The organism is Rhodovulum viride (genome assembly GCF_003265965.1).
Classification (GTDB): Bacteria; Pseudomonadota; Alphaproteobacteria; order Rhodobacterales; family Rhodobacteraceae; genus Rhodovulum; species Rhodovulum kholense.
Genome location: NZ_MUAV01000214.1, coordinates 1 through 364, shown reverse-complemented (window position 1 = coordinate 364; position 364 = coordinate 1). Strand labels below are relative to the sequence as shown.

Here is a 364-nt window from a genome sequence, read left to right as displayed (position 1 = left end):
CGCAGCGCATCGGCGGCGGCGATCACCGCCTCGGCCGCGCGCGGCATGGCGGCGGGGAAACGCGAAAGGGCCATCAGGCATCCTCCCAGGGAAAAACGACATCCGGCATCCGGCGCAGCGTCCAGCCGGACCACGGATCGCAGTCGATCTCGATCAGCCCGCGCAGCTTGGAGCGCAGGCGCGACAGGTAGACGGTCAGCAGGTTGGACCCGCCCGCCTCGGGCTGGTCTGGCCAGAGTGCCGCCAGCAGACTTTCGCGCGCCACGAACCGCCCCTCGCGGCGGTAAAGGATCAGAAACAGCGCCCGTTCCGTCCCGGTCAGGCGCCGCGGCCCCGACCAGCGGCCGACCGCCTCATCGGCCTG

The 364-nt window shown here is 71.7% G+C and carries 1 protein-coding gene; it reads right to left on the bottom strand.

Annotated features, from left to right (window positions below):
- Window positions 1-73: 73 nt before the first annotated feature.
- Window positions 74-364, bottom strand: a 291-nt coding sequence (locus BYZ73_RS21915; protein ID WP_146746426.1) for a winged helix-turn-helix domain-containing protein, incomplete at its 5' end; no start/stop codon positions are given.